The organism is Mucilaginibacter sp. BGA-UO-ETr-C110 (genome assembly GCF_059567985.1).
On record NZ_JCAQPB010000001.1, the window covers coordinates 52,263 to 76,815 of the forward strand.

General features: G+C 43.4%; 17 protein-coding genes. 11 read left to right on the forward strand and 6 right to left on the reverse strand.

Annotated elements, in window-relative coordinates:
* Positions 1 to 48 precede the first annotated feature (48 nt).
* Positions 49 to 1,167, reverse strand: a complete 1,119-nt coding sequence (locus AC57BQ_RS00235) for a dipeptidase (RefSeq protein WP_496404388.1) — start codon at positions 1,165 to 1,167, stop codon at positions 49 to 51.
* Positions 1,168 to 2,000: 833 nt separating this feature from the next.
* Between AC57BQ_RS00235 and AC57BQ_RS00240 the strand changes: the two genes are divergently transcribed.
* The 5 genes from AC57BQ_RS00240 (at position 2,001) to AC57BQ_RS00260 (ending at position 9,319) form a co-directional block, all read left to right on the forward strand.
* Entirely contained in the window at positions 2,001 to 3,311 is a 1,311-nt protein-coding gene (locus tag AC57BQ_RS00240; RefSeq protein ID WP_496404389.1) for a DASH family cryptochrome, read from the forward strand.
* A 179-nt stretch (positions 3,312 to 3,490) separates the two neighbouring features.
* Positions 3,491 to 6,310 (forward strand): 2-oxoglutarate dehydrogenase E1 component, encoded by a 2,820-nt coding sequence (locus AC57BQ_RS00245; protein ID WP_496404390.1) that lies wholly within the window; start codon positions 3,491 to 3,493, stop codon positions 6,308 to 6,310.
* A 100-nt stretch (positions 6,311 to 6,410) separates the two neighbouring features.
* Positions 6,411 to 7,994, forward strand: coding sequence for a 2-oxoglutarate dehydrogenase complex dihydrolipoyllysine-residue succinyltransferase (gene odhB / locus AC57BQ_RS00250; protein ID WP_496404391.1), 1,584 nt, complete (start codon positions 6,411 to 6,413; stop codon positions 7,992 to 7,994).
* A gap of 198 nt (positions 7,995 to 8,192) precedes the next feature.
* The gene (locus AC57BQ_RS00255; RefSeq protein WP_496404392.1) at positions 8,193 to 9,065 is read left to right on the forward strand and encodes a DUF4349 domain-containing protein; all 873 of its coding nucleotides are present in this window, start codon (positions 8,193 to 8,195) and stop codon (positions 9,063 to 9,065) included.
* 59 nt (positions 9,066 to 9,124) lie between these two features.
* Positions 9,125 to 9,319: a hypothetical protein gene (locus tag AC57BQ_RS00260; protein ID WP_496404393.1), complete on the forward strand. Its 195-nt coding sequence runs from the start codon at positions 9,125 to 9,127 to the stop codon at positions 9,317 to 9,319.
* A 135-nt stretch (positions 9,320 to 9,454) separates the two neighbouring features.
* Here the strand turns inward: AC57BQ_RS00260 and gldB are convergent, their stop codons facing one another.
* A complete protein-coding gene (gene gldB, locus AC57BQ_RS00265; RefSeq protein WP_496404394.1) occupies positions 9,455 to 10,492 on the reverse strand; it encodes a gliding motility lipoprotein GldB in 1,038 nt (345 codons plus the stop codon).
* Between the two features lie 57 nt (positions 10,493 to 10,549).
* Here gldB and AC57BQ_RS00270 point away from each other — a divergent pair, with 57 nt between their 5' ends.
* Both AC57BQ_RS00270 and AC57BQ_RS00275 read left to right on the forward strand, forming a co-directional pair.
* Positions 10,550 to 12,199 carry an NAD+ synthase gene (locus AC57BQ_RS00270; protein ID WP_496404395.1) on the forward strand — a complete coding sequence of 550 codons (1,650 nt, stop codon included), beginning with the start codon at positions 10,550 to 10,552 and terminating at the stop codon, positions 12,197 to 12,199.
* 443 nt (positions 12,200 to 12,642) lie between these two features.
* Complete coding sequence (locus AC57BQ_RS00275) at positions 12,643 to 16,386, forward strand: S8 family serine peptidase (protein ID WP_496404396.1); 3,744 nt, start codon at positions 12,643 to 12,645, stop codon at positions 16,384 to 16,386.
* Between the two features lie 200 nt (positions 16,387 to 16,586).
* Here AC57BQ_RS00275 and AC57BQ_RS00280 read toward each other — a convergent pair whose 3' ends face one another.
* Positions 16,587 to 17,081 (reverse strand): hypothetical protein, encoded by a 495-nt coding sequence (locus AC57BQ_RS00280; RefSeq protein ID WP_370996247.1) that lies wholly within the window; start codon positions 17,079 to 17,081, stop codon positions 16,587 to 16,589.
* Between the two features lie 243 nt (positions 17,082 to 17,324).
* Between AC57BQ_RS00280 and ggt the strand changes: the two genes are divergently transcribed.
* From ggt to AC57BQ_RS00300, 4 genes are all read left to right on the forward strand, one after another.
* Positions 17,325 to 19,037, forward strand: a complete 1,713-nt coding sequence (ggt, locus tag AC57BQ_RS00285) for a gamma-glutamyltransferase (protein ID WP_496404397.1) — start codon at positions 17,325 to 17,327, stop codon at positions 19,035 to 19,037.
* 125 nt (positions 19,038 to 19,162) lie between these two features.
* On the forward strand, positions 19,163 to 19,594 hold the full coding sequence (locus AC57BQ_RS00290; protein ID WP_175614176.1) for a MarR family winged helix-turn-helix transcriptional regulator: 432 nt from the start codon (positions 19,163 to 19,165) through the stop codon (positions 19,592 to 19,594).
* A gap of 151 nt (positions 19,595 to 19,745) precedes the next feature.
* Entirely contained in the window at positions 19,746 to 20,243 is a 498-nt protein-coding gene (locus AC57BQ_RS00295; protein ID WP_496404398.1) for an FKBP-type peptidyl-prolyl cis-trans isomerase, read from the forward strand.
* A gap of 124 nt (positions 20,244 to 20,367) precedes the next feature.
* Positions 20,368 to 21,384, forward strand: coding sequence for an FKBP-type peptidyl-prolyl cis-trans isomerase (locus tag AC57BQ_RS00300; protein ID WP_496404399.1), 1,017 nt, complete (start codon positions 20,368 to 20,370; stop codon positions 21,382 to 21,384).
* Between the two features lies 1 nt (position 21,385).
* Here AC57BQ_RS00300 and AC57BQ_RS00305 read toward each other — a convergent pair whose 3' ends face one another.
* From AC57BQ_RS00305 to AC57BQ_RS00315, 3 genes are read right to left on the reverse strand one after another with little or no spacing between them, the layout of a single operon-like run.
* Complete coding sequence (locus AC57BQ_RS00305) at positions 21,386 to 22,699, reverse strand: cryptochrome/photolyase family protein (RefSeq protein WP_496404400.1); 1,314 nt, start codon at positions 22,697 to 22,699, stop codon at positions 21,386 to 21,388.
* Entirely contained in the window at positions 22,692 to 23,597 is a 906-nt protein-coding gene (locus tag AC57BQ_RS00310) for a TIGR01777 family oxidoreductase (RefSeq protein WP_496404401.1), read from the reverse strand. The genes AC57BQ_RS00305 and AC57BQ_RS00310 overlap by 8 nt, the downstream gene beginning before the upstream one ends.
* Positions 23,590 to 24,501 (reverse strand): NAD(P)H-binding protein, encoded by a 912-nt coding sequence (locus tag AC57BQ_RS00315; RefSeq protein WP_496404402.1) that lies wholly within the window; start codon positions 24,499 to 24,501, stop codon positions 23,590 to 23,592. Before AC57BQ_RS00315 ends, AC57BQ_RS00310 begins: the two co-directional genes overlap by 8 nt.
* Positions 24,502 to 24,553 lie beyond the last annotated feature (52 nt).

The window sequence follows — 24,553 nt, forward strand, 5'->3', positions numbered from 1 at the left end:
TGTGGTCGATGTTACCACCGCACCACTTAACGCGCCAATAGTTAAATGTCAATGGTGACCAGCAGTGGCGACATCAAACACGCGGCAGAAGTTGCCACCGCCTACCTTGCCGATTTCATCAGGAGTAAAGCCAGTCTTTAACATCGCATCGACGACTGTATAGTAAAATTCGGATTTCTGGTACTGCCAGGCTTGGTTGGTGCGTTCGCCAATCCTGCCGCCATTTTGACCACCGCCGGATTGTGGGGCGGGTTCACCAGGTTTAGGGCCAAAGTTGCCGGCAGCTCTATAAGCCGGGGTCAACTTAGTATCAGTGCCGATGCAAACATGGTCAATTCCAATAACATCAACCAAAGCCCGGATATTTTGGGCATACTCCAGCGGGGTGTCGGCCAGGTGTGTCCAGACACCAATGACGCCACCAGCATCGGCAACAATTTTAGCCTGCTCCTTGCTGATGAGTCTTGGCCGCATCATACGGGCCATGAACTGGTTCTGCCCCAACTGGGTATCGAGGCCGGTATGAGAGATGATCACCGGATGGGTAGCCAATTTGAGGGCAGCGGCCACCGTATCTGAGTTGGCGTGCGCCAGGTCGACGAGAATGCCCAACCGGTTGCATTCCTTGATGATGTCGGCCCCAAAGCCAGTAAGTCCCCCAAAACGTGCGGGATTCGTATAAACATCGCCCAGCGGCACCGACGCATCACTGTCATGCAGCAGTCCGAGATGTCGCAAGCCCCGGTGGTAGGCCTCCCCGAGTCGATCCAGTTGTCCTTCAAGAAAGTGGCCGCCCTCAACTGATTGAATGACGGTCGGCTGGCGCTGCTTATGGGCTGCTTGGAGGTCGGCCAGGTTCAGGGAACGCTTCATGCCGTTGCGCGCTAACTGCTGATCCATTGATGCTAAGCCGTTCAGGAACCGCTCATAGGCCTCTCCGGTTTTTTGTAATTTTTGATAGTCGAGGGCGAATGTCATACAAATGGCCAATAAGCCCGATTGTTTCATCTCGCCGGCCAGGTCGATGTTTGGACCAGGCACTTCGGTCGGGGTGAGGGGGACGTCGATATGATTATGCGTGTCGATACCGATCGTGTCGGCAACGATCTTAGCCACTCGTGGGTCCACCTCGTCGATAGCCCATGTTGCGAGCGGATTCATCATCATCGCGGTACCCGCCCCCTGCTACGGTGATGGCCGTAAGAAATTCCCGTCGTGACCATGTTGGTTGAGTTTTCATCATGATTTAAATTATATCGAAGGTAGAAACTGTTCCTTGTATCGCCAGATGTAATCGTCGTTCGGTCAGAGTAAATAGATGAATTGGAAAATACAGCCGATAAGATAAGCATAAATAGCTTTCAGTTCAGCTCGTGTGGCGTTATCACCGCGCCGTGTGTTTTGATAAAGGGCTACATTAAACAAGCTGATAATAGTTGAGTTTTATATAGCACAAATTAGGATGCCGTAGGCGGTGCTGAAGAATGGGTGTTTGTTTACCTCACAAATTTTCGGTATATTTATACAACTAAACAGCCCGGTTTTCCTGATCAAAAAGGAGAACCGGGCTGTTTAGTTAAGGGAAAAACAAGGCCAAAAACAACCATTTTTTATATAGTTATTTGAATATCAACAATTTAATACTTTTTAAACCTTTCAAAACCCATCAAAAATTTGTTAAAAAGTGTTAAAATGGCGTTAAAGCTTTGTTAAAATGGGTAATTAGCGGGCCTTTTTAGCCTGTTTTGACTAAAAAAGTGTTAAAATAAAAGGTTTAAAAAGTTTTTACAGGGGGCACCAAGCTATTGTATTATTAGAGATATAACTTATATTTATCCCTAATAAGTAATTCAGGATCTTTTAAAAAAGAGCATTTAGAACTGTCTTCAAAACAGAAAAAATGTTGAAACGGTGTCAAATATTGCAACAAAGTGTGTTTATGACACAAATAAATTGCAAATTTGTGGTCTGCATTAATTCAGTTAACTCCCTGTTTAACGATGAGTGAAAAGACGATATTGGTTTGGTTCAGAAATGACTTGCGGATACACGATAACGAAATCTTGTTAGAGGCTGTTCGTAAGGCTGATAAAGTGCTGCCCGTATATTGTTTTGATCCTTATTATTTTCAGCGAACTGCTTCTGGGACTTCCAAAACAGGCAATTTCAGGGCACGTTTCCTGATCGAAGCTGTGGCCGATCTGCGTAAGAACTTACAAGGTTATGGTGCTGAACTGATCATTCGAACCGGCAACCCGGCCGAAGTATTACCGCAATTGGCCGAGCAATACCAGGTAAACGAAGTGTATCATCACCGGGAGGTAGCTTATGAGGAAACTGAAATATCTGAACAAGTAGAAACCGCTTTGTGGAAACTGAGGCTTAACCTCAAACATTTTATCGGTCATACGCTGTATCATAAAGAAGACCTGCCATTCCCAATAAAGGACATTCCGGATAGCTTCGCCGTATTTAAGAAAAAGGTAGAACGAGATAGTAATGTGCGCCCATGTGTACCAACACCTGAACATATTATTGTTCCAGAAATAACAGATGCTGGCGAACTACCTACCCTGCAGCAATTGGGGTTGGATGAACCTATTGATGATCCACGAGCTACCAACTATTTCCAGGGTGGCGAAACTGCGGCTTTGGTACAACTGCACAAATATTTTTCGCAAAGTGAGCAGTCGGTTAAGCCGAAAGGTTCCCGGGGCGGCGTTACTAATTCTTCAAAATTATCACCGTGGCTGTCTGTAGGTTGTATATCGCCAAGGCAGGTTTATTGGGAAATATTTAAGCATAGCGGCGATAGTTATGCGCAAAATGCCAGTATGCTGAAACTGGAACTGCTTTGGCGCGACTATTTCAGGTTTATGTTTAAAAAGCACGGGCAAAAATTCATCAAAGCCAAAAACGCGGAAAACGATGAGGCAGACATAGCCGTTAATGAACTGGATTTTAATAAATGGGCACATGGCGAAACGGGTGTTCCGTTTATTGATGCCTGTATGCACGAGCTGAATGCTACTGGTTATATCTGTAATCAATGCCGGCAAATAGTAGCCACCTACCTGGTACATGAGCTCAAAGCCGACTGGACCCGCGGTGCGGTTTATTTTGAAGAAAAGCTGATCGATTACTCTCCGGCCAGCAACTGGGGTAACTGGGCCTTTATTGCCGGGGTGAATGATGCCAAAGAAAGTAAATACACCATAGCCGCCATGCAAGCTAAAGATGCCGAGAGCGATTTTGTAACCACCTGGCAACACTCCACCATTGATGAGGCCGGTGACCTGGTAGGGGCCTGACCAAATATCCACTATCTCGGTTAAACTATTACCTCAATTCGATATCTCATAATAACACTTTGCCCGGTTTTGCGTGTTATGACACCAATATTAGGCAGATGTAAAATTTCTTTACAATTAATTATGAAGTATATAAGCCTATATGCTTACTTTTGTACCGTTTTAAAGATCAGTTTCTCATGGATCGTCTCAATTATATCAATAGCGGCAACGCAGACTACATTAATACCCTATACGACAGCTACAAACAGGATCCCGAATCGGTGGATTATGGATGGCAGAAATTTTTTGAAGGTTTTGATTTTGGCAAGGACACGCAAGCCCCTGTCGGAACAACCGCGCCAAGTGTAGGTGACAAAACTCCTGATCACTTTTTAAAAGAGATCAATGTACTCAATATGATTCACGGATACCGTTCACGCGGTCACCTGTTTGCCAAAACAAACCCGGTACGTGAGCGCCGTCATTATTTCCCAGGTAAAGAGCTGGAGACTTTTGGTCTGAGCGAAGCCGATATGGATACCGTATTTAATGCTGGTGTTGAAGTTGGTTTGGGTGCTGCTACCCTGCGCGATATTCGCCAGTTGCTCGAAGATACCTATTGCCGCGCCATTGGTGCCGAATACAGGTATATCCGTAACCCTATTAAACTAAAATGGTTTGAGGACCGGATGGAGAGCAACCGCAACACGCCTTCATTTACTGTTGACGAAAAGAAATTGATGCTGGATAAGCTCAATGAGGCGGTAACCTTTGAAAACTTTTTGGGAACCAAGTTTTTGGGCCAGAAACGCTTTTCATTGGAAGGTGCCGAAGCGCTGATTCCATCATTGGATTCAGTCATAAAAAAAGGTGCCGATCTGGGTATCGAAGAGTTTATCATCGGTATGGCCCACCGCGGCAGGTTGAATGTGTTAACCAACATTATGGAGAAAACCTACAAAGAGGTATTCTCTGAATTTGAAGGTAAAAACTTTGATTCTGAATCACCTTTTGGTGGCGATGTTAAGTACCACCTGGGTTTCTCAACCGACGTAACTACCTCCAATGGCAAAAAAGTTCACCTGAGCCTTTGTCCAAATCCGTCGCACCTGGAAGCGGTTGACCCTGTTGTTGAAGGTATCACCCGTTCAAAGATCGATTTTAAATACAATGGCGATCATTCTAAGATTGCCCCGATACTGATCCATGGCGATGCTTCTGTAGCTGGCCAGGGAATTGTTTACGAAGTTTTACAAATGGAAAAACTGGATGGCTACCGCACAGGTGGTACCATTCACCTGGTGATCAATAATCAGATAGGTTTTACCACCAATTATAAAGACGCCCGTTCCAGTACTTATTGTACTGATGTGGCCAAAACTGTGCTTTCACCAGTTTTCCATGTTAATGGAGATGATGTAGAAGCGCTGTCATACGTAGTTAACCTGGCTATGGAATACCGCCAGGTGTTTAACGAAGATGTGTTTATTGATATCTTATGTTACCGTCGATACGGTCACAATGAGGCTGACGAACCAAAATTCACGCAGCCATTATTATACAAAGCCATTGAGGCGCACCCAAATCCGCTGATCATTTATAATGATAAATTAGTGGCCGAAGGCAGCATTGATGCCAGCCTGCTTAAATCAATGGAAAAAACTTTCCGTGATGAACTACAGCAAAAGCTGGATGAATCAAAAGCGGAGGAAAGGTTTACAGAAACCATCGCTATGTTTGAAGGCGCCTGGAGCGGATTGCACTTAGCCAGCCACAAAGAATTGGTATCGGCTATTGATACATCAGTTCCTAAAGAAGAAATCATCGAGATCGGTAATAAAATAACCTCCCTGCCAGCAGATAAAGGTTTCTTTAAAAAGATCGAAAAACTATTTGAAGATCGCCGGGCTATGGTAAACAATACCCAGGTATTTGACTGGGCTATGGCAGAGTTGCTGGCTTACGGCACGCTGTTAAAAGATGGTTTCCCGGTAAGGTTAAGTGGTGAGGATGTTAAACGTGGTACGTTCTCTCATCGTCACGCGGTATTAACCCTGGTTGATTCTGAAGATGAGTATACCCCGCTGGCTACCATTGATACTGAAGCTAAACTAAGTATCTTCAACTCTTTATTGTCCGAATACGGTGTATTAGGTTTTGAATATGGTTACGCCCTGGCAAACCCTAATGCCTTAACGATATGGGAAGCCCAGTTTGGTGACTTCTTTAACGGTGCACAGATCATTGTTGACCAGTACATCGCCAGCGCCGAAACTAAATGGCAGCGTGGTAATGGTTTGGTCATGTTGTTACCACATGGTTATGAAGGACAAGGTCCGGAGCATTCATCTGCACGTGTAGAGCGTTTCATGGAGCTTTGTGCCGATGATAATATCCAGGTGGCTAATTGTACCACACCTGCCAACTTCTTCCATATCCTGCGCAGGCAAATGCACCGCGATTTCCGCAAGCCATTGATCATCTTTACACCAAAAAGCTTGCTGCGTAGTCCTAAATGTGTATCGCCAATTGATGAATTTACCAATGGTAAGTTCCATGAATTGATAGACGATACTTATGCTGATGTTAAAAAAGTAAAACGTGTATTGCTTTGTACCGGTAAAGTATATTACGATCTGCAGGAGAAACAACTGACAGATAAACGCAAGGATGTAGCTATTGTGCGTGTAGAACAATTATACCCTACACCTGTTGTTCAGATATTAAAAATTAAAGCCAAATACGATAAAGCCACCGAGTTTATCTGGGTACAGGAAGAACCCGAAAATATGGGTGCATGGCCGTATATATGCCGTAAGTTCCATAATGATAAGGTCATCAACCTTAATGTAATTTCACGCATCGAGGGCAGCAGTACGGCTACAGGTTTTGCCAAACAACATGCCGCTCAACAAGCATATATTGTTTCCAAAGCATTTGAAGCACCTGCCGGTAAAGTGGTAAAAGAAGCAATAAAAAAGACAACAAAAAAAATGGCTGATGCCGGAGCGGATTAAGTTCTGTAATACGTTTTATGTGGTACGTTATACGTAACCCACAAAACGTACAACTTAAAACGTCTAACGTATCACCTTTAAAATATACAATTACTAAAATATGAGTTTAGCGATCAAAGTTCCGCCGGTAGGCGAATCAATAACAGAAGTAACCCTATCAAGCTGGAAGAAAAAAGATGGCGATCACGTGGAAATGGATGAGGTTATTGCCGAATTAGAATCGGACAAAGCCACTTTTGAATTGACTGCCGAAAAAGCAGGTACCTTAAAAACAGTTGCCAAAGAAGGCGATACATTAGCTATTGGCGCTGTTGTTGCCAATATTGAAGAAGGTGCCGGCGCTGCTGCTCCTGCAAAGGAAAGTACTCCTGCAGCTCAACCACAGCCCGAAGTTGTGGCTAATGCACCTGCTCCGGCCCCGGTTGCCGCAGCACCTGCAACAGGTGGCGGTTCAATAGAAATTAAAGTGCCTACTGTGGGCGAATCAATAACCGAAGTTACTTTATCGCGCTGGATCAAAAAGGATGGCGATGCCGTTGAAATGGATGAGCCCCTTGCCGAACTGGAATCAGATAAAGCAACATTTGAATTAACTGCTGAAAAAGCAGGTGTGTTAAAAACCATAGCCAAGGAAGGTGATGTATTGCCTATTGGCGCGGTTGTTTGTACCATTGAAGGTTCGGGTGCTGCTGTACAGGCTATACCTGTAACGCCTGCTGTTGTAAGCGCTACAGATGAGTCGCCACGTGGTGGAGCACCTACTACAGCTGCTGGCGCGGTAACTTACGCATCCGGTACCCCATCACCCGCAGCTGCCAAAATACTGGCCGAAAAAGGTGTTGACCCTAAAGGTGTAAACGGAACCGGTGTTGATGGCCGTATCACTAAAGGCGATGCCCTGAACGCACAAACTGCGCCAGCTAAACCTGCCGCACAACCTGCAGCCTCAGCACCTGTTGCAGCACCTGCTGTACCAGCAGGCGAAAGAAGCGAAAAACGCGAAAAAATGACCTCACTGCGTAAAACAGTTGCCAAACGTTTGGTTGCTGTTAAAAATGAAACGGCTATGTTAACTACCTTTAACGAGGTGGATATGCAGCCGATCATGGAATTGCGCGGTAAATACAAAGATAAATTTAAAGAGAAACATGGTGTGGGCTTAGGCTTCATGTCGTTCTTTACCAAGGCGGTTACCGAAGCCCTGAAAGACTGGCCTGCTGTTGGCGCCCGTATTGAAGGCGAAGAAGTGGTATACAGCAATTTTGCCGATATCTCTATCGCTGTATCGGCCCCTAAAGGCCTGGTAGTTCCGGTGATCCGTAATGCTGATAGTATGAGCCTGGCCGAAATCGAAAAGGAAATCGTGGTATTAGCCGGTAAAGCCCGCGAAAATAAACTGACCATCCCTGAAATGACAGGCGGTACGTTCACCATCACTAATGGTGGTGTGTTTGGTTCTATGATGTCAACCCCGATATTAAACTCGCCACAATCGGCTATATTGGGTATGCACAACATTATTGAGCGCCCGGTTGCCGTAAACGGACAAGTAGTTATTCGCCCAATGATGTACCTGGCCTTATCTTATGATCACCGTATCATCGATGGCCGTGAGTCAGTAAGCTTCCTGGTACGTGTAAAACAATTACTGGAAGACCCTGCAAGGTTATTATTAGGAGTATAATTATTCCCCGTAATCATATTTAAAAAGCCCGGGCTATCCGGGCTTTTTTGTTTTTATCTCCTGCTATCATTACCCCTTGCAATAATATTTTTTGTTAGTTGATCTTAATTCTTGACTCTAACCTCTTGATTCTCTTTGCCAAGGGTTACCTAAATCCCTTTTTTGGTATCAATAGTAACCAAAAAAATTAACAACAACATGAAAACAAAAATTTTACTGCTGCCATTGGCGGCCGTCTTGCTGCTGGGCGCTTGTAAGGGTTCGGGCTCACATTATGAAGCAATTAACAATAGCGCAGCCGATACGGTTGCCTCAGCTACAATGGATTCAACGGCTTCTCCAAAACTGGTGAAAACCGCAGATATGCGTTTCAAGGTAAAAAACGTACAACAAACAGCCGAGAAGATAACAGCATCGACAGTCAAAAATAATGGCATGGTGATGCACCATCAAATGGAATCGACAGTAAGGGACAGCAAGGATTTCAGGATCACCGACGATTCTGTTAACCGGGTATCCTCTTTTAATACAACTGCTGATATGACTGTTAAAATACCTTCCGAACACCTGGAAGAGTTTATGACCGAAGTAGCACATATGGGCATGTATGTTACTATGCGCAAAATGGATATTGAAGATAAATCCCTGGACTTCTTATCCGCGAAGCTGAAACTGAATAGTCGGAAGGAGCTGGTAGATCAACAGAAAAAAGGAAAAGTTACGATCAAGAATCCGGTGAATGTTTTATTGTTGAAAGACGATATGGTTGATGGACAGATAGGTAACCTTAAAATTGATGCTGCGGTAAAATACAGCATTATTACATTGAGCTTTTACCAAAGCAACACTATTCTTCAGGAGCATATTGCCAATGATGATCCGTCGGCTTATAATTTACCTTTCTTTAGCCGGTTAGCAGGGTCATTTGCCAATGGCTGGCACCTTTTTATGGAAGCGATTTTAGTGATCGCTAATCTTTGGGTATTTATCCTGGCAGGTATAAGTATCTTGCTATTGATCCGTTTTTATAGAAGAAAATATTCAATATTACCCGACACGATAAAATCCTAAAAAATTGGTGGTAAATTCCGTAAACATTTCTATTTTTGCCCAACATTAAACAAAGTACCATGGATTCTACACAAAACGCTAATTCAGAACAACATTATAAAATATTGGTTTTAGCTATCGCTATTGGCATAACAGGTGTTTTCATTCGTTTTGCTGGTGATGAAAATTCAACTTATTTTTCATGGATAGCTAACTTATTACTCATTGTAGGTGTGGCAATAGGTTTAAGAACTGTTTTCAAGATTATCAAATAAGATAAGATATGCAGATGTGCAAATTTTAGATGTGCAGATGAATCTCAAATAAAAAAACAGCCTCTCTGAATTTCAGAGAGGCTGTTTTTTTATTGCCTGGTTACAGACCTATCAATCATTTGCATATCTGCACATCTACTTCGGCCTATACTTCGATTGATTCAATATCTTCTGCGCGTCTTTTTCGGCCATTAATTGTGGCAACGTAACTTCGGGGTGTTTGTCCATATATTCCCGCACAATCTGCCAACCCGTCCAGACTGCCAGTTTGGGTGCCGACTCATTTTTTTCGCCCAGACCAGGGGTAAAGGGAGCTTCGGTAAAATATTTTTGAATTTTAGGGTAATCAGTTTCGTAAAGCAAATTTTCGTCTAAAAAATAAGCCCATATTTTTGCTTTAAAATCTTCGCACCATTTAAGCTGCGTTGTGGTATAGCCAATTTTGGTGGTGTCGCCAACATCGGGTAGTATCTGATCCATAAAATACATGATCTTGCCGTTGTATACCATTTTTTCGAGCATCGATTTATTATTATCGTCCTCCGGGAACATATCCTCGCGGGCAATACCTTCAACCACACGCGGGGTAATGTTTTCGGGGGTAAAATGTCTGGACAAATAATGCGGGAACGCGTTGGTAAGGGCAGGGTAGAACCGGGAATCGGCTCCCAGAAACAGGTCGAGCCCGATGGCAAAATAGCCATCACCAATAGAAGTTTGTGCCTGGAAACCCGAAAAATAAGCATAAACTTTGGGCAGCCTTTTTTGCGGATAGTAATATTTAATGTATTTAAAAGCCTGGGTAAGGGAGGCATTCTGCGCATCCATGTTGGGGTATGCGGCGTCTACATCATGTTTCAGGTCTATGTAAGCTTTGCCCTTAAAAACCTCGTGAAGGGTCTTAAAATAAGCCGTATCATTAGTGGTGCCCGCCTGTAGCATCCGACTGATAAAGTCCTGGTAAAACGCGCCATATTTTTGCTGCAGATATACAGCTTGCGCGCTCATTGGCTTGGTACGCATGGCATCAAAGTCGTGATCAAAGCGTTCAACCTTAACTTCAATATTTATATTACTGACATCAACCTTTTTGTTGCGCCCGCATGACGCGAATATCAGGGCGATGGAAAAAATTAAGTAAATTTGCTTTGCTTTGAGCCGGGGGTTTATCATCTTTATCCTTTGAGCAAAAATAATTTTTATTTGCATTAATACGTTACTATACTACTCATGAAAATCGCATTAGCCCAGCTTAACTATCATATAGGTAATTTCGAATCAAATACAACCAAAATTATCGACCATATACAAAAGGCAAAACAAAACGGCGCCGACCTGGTGGTGTTTGCCGAACTATGCGTTTCGGGCTACCCTTCACGTGATTTTTTAGAGTTTGATGAGTTTATTGATCTGTGCGAGGAATCTGCTAAAAAGATAGCTGCTGTTTGTACCGATATTGCCTGTATCATCGGCTTGCCGACGTATAATCATAAAGATGAAGGGAAAGATCTGAACAACTCCGCCTACTTCATTGAAAACGGCCAGGTAAAAGCTGTGGTAAACAAAGCGCTGCTGCCCAATTATGATGTATTTGATGAGTATCGCTATTTTGAACCTTCAACGGAGTTTAACTGCATTGAGTTCAAAGGCAAAAAGATAGCGCTTACTATTTGCGAGGATCTTTGGAATACCATCGAAAATCCGCTATACATTACCCGGCCAATGGATAGCCTGATCCATCAGCAGCCTGATGTGATGATCAATATAGCCGCGTCGCCATTTGCTTATAACCACGACGAGGAACGTATTGCCATTTTGAGCGATAATGCCAGCCGTTACCATTTACCATTGCTGTATGTAAACCAGATTGGGGCACAAACAGAATTGATATTTGATGGCGGATCATTGGTTTTTGATAATACCGGTAAACTGATAGATGAACTGCCATATTTTGAAGAGAACCTGGCGTACTATACTTTAAATGATGATGCCTCTATTAATTTTGATCATCCTTCAACCCTGAAAACCGAGCGCCCTGCCGATATTGAGCAGATACACCAGGCTATTATATTGGGTATTCGTGATTATTTTCATAAATCGGGCTTTAAGCAGGCTATCCTGGGTCTTTCTGGTGGTATCGACTCAGCCGTGGTATGCGCCCTGGCAACAGAAGCTTTGGGTGCTCAAAATGTGATGGCCGTATTGCTGCCATCGCGTTTCTCTACCGATCATTCTTTAAAAGATGCCGAGGACCTGGTGAATAACCTAGGTTGCAAAAGCGAATTGGTTCCGATCAAAAATATCACCGAAGCCATTGAAACAGCACTGCACCCGCAATTCCATAATCTGCCCTTCAACATAGCCGAAGAAAATATACAATCGCGTAGCCGGGCTATATTGCTGATGGCTATGTGCAATAAGTTTGGTTATATCTTACTAAACACCAGCAATAAAAGCGAAGCAGCGGTAGGCTATGGCACTTTATATGGTGATATGTGCGGCGGTATATCCGTAATTGGCGATGTTTACAAAACACAGGTTTTTGAACTGGCCCGTTACATTAATCGTGACAAGGAGATCATTCCGATCAACTCTATTGTAAAACCGCCATCAGCGGAGCTCAGACCAGATCAAAAGGATACCGACTCCTTACCTGAATACGATATCCTGGACAAGATCCTGGCCGAGTACATTGAGAATCGCCGTTCATCAACTGATATTATTAAAATGGGTTATGACGAAGCGATAGTTCGCCGGGTGATCAGGTTGACCAACCTGGCCGAACACAAACGTTATCAAACCCCGCCTATACTCCGGGTATCGCCAAAAGCATTTGGTATGGGCCGAAGGATGCCTATTGTAGGAAAGTACCTGTCATAAGTAAGGTTCTTAAAATAAGTTTGCCAAAAGCCGGTATACCGCGAATATTCACCGGTCAATTATCAGTGAATTTTTTTATTAGAAGGTGGGTTTACATGGTTTACACTTTTTATGGTTTACATTTATTTAATTTATTGACAATCAAATATTTAATATTTATTACCCCAATAAAGTGGGTTTACAGTGACAACCATAAAATTAAGTATCCCATGTCATTAAATAAGGGTTGATGAAGTATTAAATATCGGGCACCGAATGTTGAATAATGATTTCGATGTTGGATATTCCAAATTCATTATTCGATATGAGTTCCCTCAAATCAGGTTTTTCAAAATAGGTTGTATTATATATCGATATTTAATAAGCTTTCATCGAGTTGTGCTTTAATAACTAAAGGAATATTTATAGATTTAGGGCTGTAAAAATGCCTATATCTCAGATCTATGAATAAATCTTACGCAGCAATTTGTATATGTTTTTTATTGCTGTGTGCAACAGCCAGCACTTTTGCCCAACAAGCGCTGGTAACCGATGCCAAACGTGCCGAACTAACACGCTTTTCAACCCAATTGCGCAGTACTTATGATGCCAGCCGTAAACAGGCTTTGTCGCTGGCCGCAAGCCGGGGATGGCGGGTTCAGCGCCATACCAGAAACGGTAATCTGGTATCGCTACAGGGCGTTAACGCTTTAGGTTTTCCTGTTTATCTCATCACCCATAATAATACTACATCGGCAGCTACAACCGGTACCAATGCTGTGCAGCCGGGTGGCTCGCTTGGTCTTAATTTATCGGGCTCCAGTACATTTTTGAATAATAAGCTGGCCATCTGGGATGGCGGCTCGGTATATACGGCCCACCAGGAGTTTGCCGGTAAAACTATCACCATTAAAGACGGTGCGTCGGTGCTTGATCATACCACGCATGTGGCCGGTACCATGATAGCCCGGGGAATATACGCGCCGGCCAGGGGAATGGCCTTTAACACAGCCACCCTGCAATCATATGATTTTAATAATGACGTAGCCGAAATGAGTGCTGCGGCATCGGGCCTGTTATTATCCAACCATTCCTATGGAGATGAGGCGGGCTGGAATTTTAACGATACCGATAACCACTGGGAGTGGTACGGCCTGCCTGGCGACTCGGTTGATTATACTTTTGGCTTTTACGATACCCGTGCCCAGTCATGGGACAAAATAGCCTATAACGCACCCTATTACCTCATTGTGGAGTCGGCAGGTAACGCCCGATCAAGCAATGGCCCGGCTGTAGGGGCCGACTATTATGGCTACAAAAGTAAAACCGATCAAACGCTGGTTGACAAAGGCCCAAGACCGGCCGGTATCAGTGATAATAAGGGTTATGATATTATCAGTACTACAGGCAATGCCAAAAATATACTTACCGTTGGCGCCATCAATCCATTACCATATGGGCCAAGCAACCGGCAGGATATCAGCAGCGCCTTTTTTAGTAGTTGGGGGCCTACGGATGACGGTCGTATCAAACCCGATATTGTGGGCAACGGGGTAAATGTATTATCTGTTGGAGTAGCTAATCCTACCGCATACCTTACGCTTTCGGGTACGTCAATGGCTGCGCCAAATATTACCGGTTCATTGTATTTGCTGCAGGAGTATTATGCTCAAAAGAATAACGGTGCCTTTATGCGGGCGGCTACGTTAAAAGGTTTAGTATGTCAAACCGCTTTTGACGCCGGCAATGTTGGCCCCGATTATATTTATGGATGGGGTTTACTGGATATGAAAAAAGCGGCTCAGGCCATAACCGATAATGGAACAAAAAGCCTCATTAGTGAAAATTCCTTACAACAAGGCCAAAAACAAACCTTTAATATTGTGGCCTCAGGCGACGATGTGTTGGCAGCCACCATATCATGGACAGATCCTGAAGGGACACCCAATGCTGATGGAACGATCAACAGCCGTACACCAAAACTGATCAACGACCTTGATATCAAGATCAGCGATGGTACAACTACCTACAATGCCTGGGTTTTAAACCCGGATGCACCCGCCTCGCCTGCTACTACAGGCGATAATATCAGGGATAATATAGAACAGGTTTATATTCCCAACACTACTCCTGGTAAAAGCTATACCATTACCGTATCGCACAAAGGAACCCTAAAACAGGGGCCGCAGGCATATTCGCTTATTGTTACCGGTGCCGGCGGAACTGCCTATTGCGCTTCGGCCCCGCTTTCCAATGCCGATTCCCGGATTAATAATCTGACGTTATCAAACATCAACAACACCCCCGCTGCCGGTTGCAAAAGTTATTCGGATTATACCAATTTGACCGTTCAACTGGAGCAGGCTAAAACCTATCCTTTGAGTATTACCCTGGGTACCTGTGGCGGTAATTTTAACAAGGCTGCTAAAGTATTTGTCGACTGGAATGGTAACGGTGTTTTTGACAGCAATGAACTGGCGGCTACTACCACTGTGATTAACGGTACCGGAACGTTGAATGCCAATATTAAAGTGCCGGGATCTGTAATACCAGGTAATTACAGCCTGATGCGTGTAGTACTGACTGAAACAAGTGATACCGCGACCATAAAAGCCTGTGGCAGCTATGCCAAGGGCGAAACACAGGATTACCGGGTACAGTTTTTACAAACCAGTATTGATGCCGGTGTAGTAGCTATTGTTAACCCCGGCTCAAGCGGTTCATGTTCTGCAAGTACACCGGTTACCATCAGGCTTAAAAACTTTGGTAGCGCGCCTATTACCAATATCCCGGTTACGGTTACCATTACCGCGCCGGACAATACTAAAACCACCTATACAGAAACGTATACGGCAACATTGCAGCCCTTGGTTGAGGATAACTTCACCTTTAGCCAGCAGTTTAATGCCGTAGCCGGTGCCACTTATACTATTACGGCTACCAGTAACCTGGCCAACGACCCGGTTGTGGCTAATAATACGGTAACGGCCACTGTGGCCATCAATACTCCGGCCTTAATTGGCAACCTGAGTGCTTATTATTGTACCGATAGTAAACAGTACCTGTTATCAGGTTCGGGCGATGGTACGTTACTGTGGTATCAAAATATAAATGATGTTATTCCGATAGCGTATGGCTCAGCGGCCACTACCGCGCAGCCGCCGGTAAATAATAACTATTACGCAGGTATAAATGATTTTAAGGGATCTGTTGGGCCTGCTACTAAAAGCGTTTTTACAGCAGGTGGTTATAACCAGTTTACCCCGGGAGTAACTGTAAGTACCAAGGTTCCAATGCTTATTCAAAGCGCCCGTTTATATATTGGTAATTCGGGGAAAATAACTTTTAATGTAAATAACAGTAATGGGCAAACGGTATCAACCACAACTATTGATGCCCAGGCTACCCGAACCAACCCGCAACCCGGCGAACAAGCAGATGATCCTAATGACCAGGGGAAGGTATACAGCCTTAATCTGGAATTACCCGCAGCAGGTAATTATACCATATCAGCGGCATTTGATGCTACGGCTACCATCTACCGGAGCAATGGCGGGGTAAAAGGGTATCCCTTCAGCATAGGTGATATATTTAGTATTACCGGTAATAACGCTACACCCGATGGCCCTCCGGATGCCGATTATTATAAAAACTTCTATTATTATTTTTATGATATTAAGGTACAAAGCCTGGGTTGTGTATCGGCTGCGCGGCAACCGGTTAGTTTGTCCAAACCCGTTATTACACAAACTAACAATACCTTAAGTTCAAATTTTGCAACGGGCAATCAGTGGTTTTTAAATGGCAAGGTAATAACCGGGGCTACAGGAAAAACCTATGACCCATTGCAAAGCGGTGATTACCAGGTAGCGGATACTTTATCCAGTGGATGCGTAGCAATGTCTGATATTTACACCTATGCACGTACGGTTGAAAAACCTGATGATGCTACAGAGATTGGTTTAACGGTATTTCCGGTTCCGGCAAGCAGCCAGCTTAATGTGCTCTTCGCGGCAAAAAGTGCAGCCGATCTTAAATTATCATTGATCAATCCGGCCGGACAAATGGTATACCTGGATAAGCAATCTATACCGCAGGGAAATTTTAGTAAGGTGATTGATGTGTCCACACAGATACCGGGTATTTATGTAGTAAAAATACTGCTGGGGCAAAAGATCTATGCCCGTAAAATAGTGATCAGCAGATAAAAGCCTTACCCCAACCCCTCTCCAAAGGAGAGGGACTTAAAACAAAAGGCCTCCTTGTTATCTTCAAGGAAGCCTTTTGTTTTTTAGCCCTATTCCTGCTACAGAGGATGAGGAGGGTGATTCAACGAAGCGCAGATTGAGTCAGCTCTGCATTATGCAAATCAAAGCTTTCTGCTTTAAGCCTTCAGCTTTTGGCTATATTAAAAAGTATATTTTAATCCCAGACCCGGTGCTATGTCAAAGAATGGGCCGCGTGCCAGTTCAAGGCGTGGGTTAAGGTCAAGGCTGATGGCTATAGGAGCAGTTGGTATCTTATATTCAAGACCAAGCGTTGCGTCAGCACCAATCAGGATGTGTTTACCGCTATAGTATTCATCATCGCCGCCTATGCGTTTGTAATAACCGCTGCCTACCGATCCCAGGTGACCACCAAAACCATAGTAAAAATTCAACTTATCAACACCAAAGGCTTGCTGATGTATTTCATATAACCCGGTTATTACCACACCATGATCGCGTATGCCGATGATACCTTCCAAAGCGGTGCTGTTATCCATAAAGTATTTTATGGAAGGGCCTACTTCGTAAGCGCCAAATTTTAATCCAACTGCTGTTTTGTAATCCTGTGCCTGCGAACGTTTACCTATTAATAAGAACGAAACCGAGAGAAATAAAATGTAAGCTAATTTTTTCATGTAGTGATTTTAAGTTAATGAATTTTGTTACTGTGCCTGCAAAACCTCACGTTTGGTTATGCTTTTCAACTTGCACATATCCTGCAAATAAACGGCAGATTTGAAATTTTATGGCATTTTAATTAAAAAACAATGCCCGGAAAATTTTATCAGGCTGAAAATCAGTGTTAAATATTGAACTTTTAAGCATGGTATTATAGGGGCAAATAGGTTATTTTAGTAAAATAATCTTACTGTGATAAAATGAATAACTTCAACCTAAAGAGAAACAGATATCTGGGGATGGTTTTGTTGGCGCTGTTTTTTGTGCCGTTAGGATGTGTACAAAAACGCCTGGTAACCAATATTAATGGCCCATACTATAACGGCATGGTGGTATGTGCCTATCCGGATGCCGCGAAGGTTGGGCTTGATATATTAAAAAAAGATGGTAACGCTGTCGACGCGGCAGTTGCTGTGCAGTTTGCCCTGGCAGTGAGCTATCCCGATGCCGGCAATATAGGTGGCGGCGGCTTTATGGTATACCGTTCAAAAACCGGCGAAACCAATACACTCGACTTTAGAGAAAAGGGCCCGGCTGGTGCCAGCGCCAATATGTATTTGGATGCGGCAGGGAACGTGATACCCAATATGAGTCTTTACACCCATAAGGCATCCGGAGTACCCGGGTCTGTTGATGGCATGGTACAAGCTCATCAGAAGTATGGTAAACTCAAATGGGCCGATCTGCTGCAGCCCGCTATCGATCTGGCGCGTAACGGCTTTAAGGTAACACAGCGTTTTGCTACCGAATTAAACCATATAAAGGCTCAGGTTGAAAAATTAAATCCTGGCAAGGCTTATTTAATAAAAGATACTGAATGGCATGAGGGCGATATCCTGGTACAGGAAGATCTGGCTAAAACTCTGGAACAAATACGTGATAAAGGTCGCGAAGGGTTTTATGATGGCATAGTTGCCGACCAGATAGTTGCTGAAATGAAGGCAGGTGACGGTCTGATATCCAAAGCCGACCTGCAAAATTACCATTCGGTTTGGCGCAAGGCTGTTACCGGGAACTATAAGGGATATAAAATTATTACCATGCCACCGCCGTCAAGCGGAGGAATTGCATTATTACAGCTGCTGCAGTCGGTTGAAAAATATCCTTTAAAGAGATGGGGCTATAATCAGGATTCTACTATAAGATTGATTGTTGAGGCGGAGCGCCGCGTATATGCCGATCGTTCCAAATACATGGGCGACCCTGATTTTTACAAGGTACCAGTGGATAGTTTACTGAAACCCGCTTATATCACATCGCGCATGAGCAACTTTAGCTGGGATGCAGCCACGCCAAGCAGCAGCATACAGCCAGGTACCTTTGCAGGCTACGAAAGCGATCAAACCACCCATTATTCCATTGTTGACCATGACGGTAACGCAGTATCCATCACAACAACTTTAAATGATAGTTATGGCTCAAAAATATTTGTAAAGGGCGCGGGTTTTTTGCTGAACAATGAAATGGACGATTTTAGCTCTAAACCAGGCGTGCCTAATATGTACGGACTGGTAGGTGGGAAAGCCAACAGTATACAACCCGGCAAACGTATGTTATCGTCAATGACACCTACTATTGTTGAGAAAAACGGTAAATTATTGATGGTGGTAGGTACACCCGGAGGATCAACCATTATAACTTCTGTTTTTCAGACCATTATTAATGTGATCGAGTTTGATCAGGATATGCAGCAGGCGGTAGCATCCAAACGTTTCCATCACCAGTGGCTACCCGACGCAATAGCGGTCGAAAAAGGCGCATTGGATAGTGCAACAATAATAAAACTGCAAAGCAAAGGCTATAAAATAAATAGCAGAGGCGGTATTGGCAGGGTTGATGCTATTTTAAAAACGCCGCAAGGCTACCAGGGCGGAGCAGATCCGCGCGGTGATGATACGAAGATGGGTTATTGAGTTTGCAGTTCGTAGCGGGCAGTTGGTATGCATTATAAATACTGCTTACGGCCAACTGAAAACTACCAACTAAAATTTGCGTAATCAACAAGCATTTCTTACGTTTGGTATGCATGCAAAACAGCATTAAACATCAGGAAACGATTGACTATTTTTTAAAGATAGTATGGCAAACGGTTGCTAACCGGTATAACCAGTTGGTTACGGAATTTGGCATTACCCAGTCCATTGGCTATTTATTGATTAATATTGACGAAAAGGAAGGTACTACCGTTTCGCAGGCTGCTGCATTGCTGGGCCTCAAATCAACCAGTTTGTCCAGGATGCTTAGTCAGCTGGAAAAAACGGGGCTGATATATCGCGAATCGAACCAGGGTGATAAGCGTTCGGTTAAAATATATCTGACCGAACTGGGAAAAGAAAAACGTCATCAGGCCCGTGCGGTGGTAAAACAATTCAATAATTACCTCGATTCACACATCAGCGAGGCCGACAAGCAATATCTTACCGAAATGCTTAAGAAGATCAACAAGCTTACGCTGAACTATAAACCATGATCGCGCCCACACTTTTACCTTAAATTGTACGTTTTATTCAAAAAATTAAGCCCTAAGTATAGGGCGATGGCGTGCTTATGGGGCTATTAATTGTTAAAAAGTGTTAAGCTGCCGTTTTTCTATTATAAAAGAATAAATTTGCCTTTTGAAAATGAACAGGACGCTGTTAGCTTTATTCGTGATTGTTATTGGTTTTGGCGCGTGCAAAAAAACGACAGACCCTTTGATTCAATACAATGCGCAGAAAGCGATTGATGATAAGATCATAGCAGATTATCTGGCAGCTAATCCGGGCTTAAATGCTAAACGTATTGATACTTCGGGTGTTTTTTACAGTATTAAAGCAGGTGAGGAGGGAAGCGGTAATGATTTGTTCACCAGCTCAACACAAGTTACTGTTGGATATACAGGTCGAATTTTGACATCGCAGCTGGTGATTGCGCAAACTAATGATTTTCATCCCTCATACCGTTTGAGTGATGTGATCAGGGGATGGCAACTGGGGATACCGAAGATCAAGAAGAATGGAAAGATCAGGCTATTTATCCCATCAAGATATGCTTATGGACCGTTTCCGCAGGATTCGCTACATTTGCCGGCAAATTCGGTACTTGATTTTGATATACAGTTGTATAACGTGATCAATTAAAAATAAAAAGAACAAAGGAAGGATAGCAGATAAAACTGCCATTGAGCCAAAAAAATAAATAACCTAAATGAAACTGATGTTACACAAGTTTCATTTTAGCAGTTAAAAAAACAAACAAATTTAAATGAAACAAACACTTTTTACGCTCTTATTAATTACCTCAATAGGTTTAATATCCTGCCGCAAAACAACAAACGACCCCAATATCACACAATACGATCAAACCCAGATACAAAACTATATCAGTGCAAACGGGCTTACTGGTATGAAAAGGGATGTATCTAATGGTGATACCAGCGGTATATATTATCAGATACTTTCACAAGGCTCAACCAGCACACCAATGCAGTATTCAGATAGCGTTAACTTTGTGCTGTCGGTAAAATCATTTGATGGTAAGTATATCAATACAGATACCCTTAATTTAGCGCATTTTGCAGGTTTGCTGGGGCATGTATCACAAGGTGGTAACATTATTGGTTTCACCAAAGGATTACAATATGCCCTTTATAATGTTGTTAAATATAAAGGTACAAGAGCACGGATTCTTGTTCCATCGCGTGTAGCTTATGGCGTTAATGGTGTGGGTACAGGTAGTGCAAGCAATACCAATTCACGTGTTGCGGGTAACCAATGCCTTGACTATTATGTAAACGTAATTTCAAACCTGGATTATGTTAATGATCAAACCCCTGGTTATGACGATTATGTGATTAATGATTATGCGAAACGGAATAATATAGCAATAGCCACTTATACGCATGTTAAAACAGGTCGCGGAAAAGGCTTGTATTATAAAATAAATAAATCAGGTACGGGTACCGATGCGCTTGATTTATCAACATTGAGCTTCACAGCTACCTATACAGGTAAATGGTTAAACGGTGCTATATTCGACAGTAGTGAAATACAAAACAAAAACTCCGGGATTACAGACCTAACCACGCCATTTTCTTTTTCAGGCGGACTTAGTAGCCTGATAGTAGGTGTGCAGGAAGCATTAATGGGACAAACAGCAGGCTCATCGGTATCCATGCTTATACCTTCCCGGTTGGGTTATGGGAAATCAGGTACTACAGGTACAGGATCGAATGTATGTTTATCCTTTGATTTTACCATTTCGACAGTTACTAATCCATAAATTATTTAGTTAGCGCAGTTTTAAAAGTTTTTAAACAACGCTCACGTGCAATGGCGTGATCAACAATGGGTTTCGGATATTTGCTAAAATCGGCATATTCCGGGACCCATTTTTTAATGTATTGTAATTGTGGGTCGAATTTTTTGGTTTGCGCATCAGGGCTAAATATGCGAAAATATGGGGCCGCATCCGTGCCTGAGCCCGCGGCCCATTGCCAGCCACCTACATTGCTGGCCATTTCATAATCAAGTAGTTTGCGGGCAAAATAGTGTTCGCCCCATCGCCAGTCTATCAACAGGTGCTTACTTAAAAAACTAGCTACGATCATGCGTACACGGTTATGCATAAAGCCCGTGGTATTTAACTCCCGCATACCCGCGTCTACAATGGGATAACCCGTTTGCCCACCGCACCAGGCCTTAAATTGTATTTCATTGTTCAGCCATTTAATCCGGTCATATTCCGGCCGAAATGCATGATTCATCGTATGGGGGAAATGGTACAGGATCATCATATAAAACTCCCGCCATATCAGCTCATTCAGCCAGGTTTTATCAGGATCAGCATAAGCTGTTTGCGCTAATTCCCGGATGCTTACTGTACCAAAGCGCAAATGTAAACTGATACGGGATGTGCCTTTAATAGCCGGGAAGTCCCTTTTTGCCTTATAATCACTGATCACATCCTTATATTCCTGATCAGGGAAAGGAACGGTATTTTTCTCAAATCCCATTTCTTTCAGGGATGGGATAGGGAGGGCTTTAGTTTTAGCCAGATTTTTCAGGTATTTTTCGGTGGGATAAGGTTTTAAGTAAAATGGTTTCAGCAAGCTATACCATTTGCGCTGATAGGGCGTATAAACTGTATAGGGTTTGCCGTCATCCTTAATAACTTCTTCCTTCTCAAAAATCACCTGGTCTTTAAAAGCTCTTAGCTCAATGCCATGCTTGTTTAGTTTTTCTTTTACGGCATTATCGCGTTTTATAGCATAAGGTTCATAATCATGATTGGTATAAACAGCAGTAATATTATACGCTTGAATAATATTATCCCATGCCTGTGCGGCTTTGTCATGTATTACCCATAAACTGCTGCCCAGTTGATGCAGTTCTTTATCCAGTTGCTCAATGGTTTGGTGGATAAAGGTTACGCGGGCATCATCCTTGTCTTCCAGATCGTCCAGTATCTCTTTATCAAAAATAAAGAGAGGTAATACCGGGGTACCGCTTTTTAAGGCGTGGTATAAGCCTGCATTGTCATGTAGGCGCAGGTCACGGCGAAACCAGAAAATGCTTACCGGATTTTTTTTATCCATAGATTTCTTTTAGCGCTGCAGACACTTCCGTGAATTTAAACCTGAACCCGGTGTTCTGGATCTTTTGTGCCGAAACTTTGGTACTCCCTAAAACAATGGTGCTCATTTCTCCAAGCATCAGTTTTAATACAAAAGCAGGTACGTTTGGAGCCCAAAGCGGTTTGTTTAATTGTTTGGCAACAGCCTGGGTTAGTTGTGCGTTAGTAACCGGATTTGGCGCTACCATATTATAAATGCCGTTAACAGCGGTATTTTCGATACCATATACATACATATCCACCACATCCTGCCAGTGTATCCAGGGGATCCATTGGTGACCATTACCTATGGGCGAGCCTACATACAACTTTATAGGTTTGGCCAGTGTAGGCAGCGCGCCGCCATCTTTATCCAACACCACACCTGTACGGAATTTTACGATACGTAAACCCAGCTTTTGGCCTTCATCAATAGCATCTTCCCATTCAACACAGCAATGGGCCATAAAGTCGGTATTAGGCGTGCTATCTTCTGTCATCAATTCATCACCGCGGTTGCTGTAATAGCCGATGGCGGCTGCAGAGATCACCGAGGTTACCTGATGTTCCCTGGTCTTTAGCAGATCATATATCAGACCGATCGACTTGGTACGGCTATTGATCAGTTCCTTTTTACGCGCATCCGTCCACCGCTTTTCGGCTATGCCTGCCCCGGCAAGGTGTATTATGGTATCTATCCCCTCAATACAGTGTTCATCAATAATACCTCGATTAACATCCCATATAAAGGTTTTAACAGTGGAGTTTTGTCCCGAAGTGCGACTCAAGGCACTTACCTGATAACCCTTTTCAAGCAGTACGCCCGTAAGTCGCCTGCCTACTGAGCCCGACGCGCCTGTGATAAGAATGTTCTTACTCATTGTTTTCTGCCTGTATGTGGTTTATAGCTAAAAGCAAGGATTCTTTATAAGTTAAACATTGGCTGGGTACAAGATCCTGGATAGAATGATCATGCATAATAATTTCGCTCTTTAGACTGCTGCCCAGGTTTCGGGTAGCAGCGTAATCAAAGGAATTAGTGCGACTAAGCCAGTACGCTAATATTCCTGAAGGCAGGAACGGGATGGTGATGATGTGCCTTTTAAGTTGACGTATTTGGGCATAGCCCAGTATCATTTCTTTAAAAGTTAAAATATCAGGTCCGCCGATGTCAAAGCTCCGGTTAAAGGTTTTCTCATTCAGCATCACGCTTTCCAGGTAGGTTAGTACGTCGCGTATAGCTATGGGCTGGCAGCGGGAATTTACCCAGCCTGGCACGGTCATCACCGGTAATTTTTCGGTAAGATCACGAATGATCTCGAACGACACGCTGCCCGAGCCAATGATGATAGCTGCCCGTAAAATGGTTAAAGCCGATTTACCCTCTTTTAATACATCCTCTACATGTTTGCGCGATTCGAGATGCTTAGACTGACTTTTACCGTTGCTGATGCCACTTAAAAATATGGTTTGGCGGCAACCTGTCTGATCAAGCGCGTGTACAAAGTTATATGCCGACAGGGCCTCCAGCGCAGCAAAACCCTGCGATTGATTCATGGAATGTACCAGGTAATAGGCCACCTCAATATCTGCAGGAAAGGCTTCTATACTTTGCTCCCGTAACAGATCGCCGGTAATAAGGGTAACGCGATGACCAAAGTTGGTACGTTCCTGAAAACGCTTTTTATCACTTACCAGGCAAACAACTTCATGACCTTTCTCCAATAAAATGGGGATCAGCCTCATTCCTACATAACCATTAGCACCGGCAAGTAAAACCTTCATTTATGGGCAACAATAAAAAAGGTTTGGTGTTTTAAAATTACGCAGCCTTTAC